At 42.0% G+C, this 1,132-nt stretch carries 2 protein-coding genes; both read right to left on the reverse strand.

Features of this window, described 5'->3' with window-relative positions; all coding sequences use genetic code 11:
* Positions 1–61: 61 nt before the first annotated feature.
* A complete protein-coding gene (locus Q0296_RS08730; protein ID WP_298039435.1) occupies positions 62–835 on the reverse strand; it encodes a pseudouridine synthase in 774 nt (257 codons plus the stop codon).
* A 1-nt stretch (position 836) separates the two neighbouring features.
* The coding region (locus tag Q0296_RS08735) for a CBS domain-containing protein (RefSeq protein ID WP_298039437.1) at positions 837–1,132 on the reverse strand (296 nt) is incomplete at its 5' end.

The raw sequence follows: 1,132 nt of genomic DNA on the forward strand, positions 1-1,132 counted from the left end.
CATTTCTTCTTCATTTTTATAAATTTAATTTGCCTCTTTGTTAGAGAAACAAGCCAAAATGTTAGTATCTAACGTTATTAACTTTTAAAAAGTCTCTTAGGTCTTCGTATTCGCTATTTTCGAAGTAGCGCCATTTGCCAGGCTTTAGCATATCAAGGCTAACACGGCCAAAACTAACACGTTTTAGATCCATCACTTCAAGGTCAAAGTAGCCAAAGAAACGGCGAAGCTCCCTATTTTGACCCTCGTTGATGATGACTTTTAGTTTTGTATAGCCGCCACTTGAGCCAAAAACTTTGTAGGCTAGAAATGGCTTAAATTCCATTGATTTTATAGTGGTTTTTGCGTGCGCGCCTTTGGTGGCGTCCTTGGCAAAAAAGCCATTTGTCATAGCTTCTATCACCTCTTTTGTTACCTCGCCTTTTACCTTTAGGTAGTATTCGCGCTCTAAGTCGCTATTCATTAGCGCTGTGGCGATCGCTGGGGCGTCAGTTAGTAAAAGTAGCCCCTCGCTTGCGTAGTCTAAGCGCCCTACGCTAACAAATTTGGCAAATTTCTTATCTAACGTGTCATATATCGTCTTTCGTCCGCGGTCATCTTTCTTGCTAACTAGCTCGCCCTTTTGTTTGTGATAAACGATAACGGTAAATTCTTTTTTTAGCTTTATCAAACGACTATTTATACGCACTTTGTCATCTTCATCCACGCTTGTGGCAAGGTCGCTAACCACACGTCCTGCTATGCTAACCTTGCCAGCTTTTATCAGCTCATCTGCCTCACGGCGTGAGTAGTTTGTGTTATGTGAGATAAATTTGTTTAGTCTTGTTTTTTCCATTTTATAGTCCTAAATTTGCAAGGTCGTGGATGTGTAAAACACCCACGGGAACGCCATTTTCTACGACGACTAGAAGCTGAATTTTATACTTTTCTATGAGGGCTAACGCATCTACGGCTAACATCTCTTTGTTATCTATCTCTTTTGGATGCAGTGTTGCAAATTTCATCGCTGGCTCTTCTAGGTCAAAGTCCTCTCTCATAAGCGCGCGCCTAAGATCGCCGTCACTTAAAAGAGCGTCTAGCACGCCATCTTTACCGACTATGAGAACTGTGCCAAGCTTGCCATGCGTCATCG

The sequence above is a fragment of the uncultured Campylobacter sp. genome, from assembly GCF_937890585.1.
Taxonomy (GTDB): domain Bacteria; phylum Campylobacterota; class Campylobacteria; order Campylobacterales; family Campylobacteraceae; genus Campylobacter_A.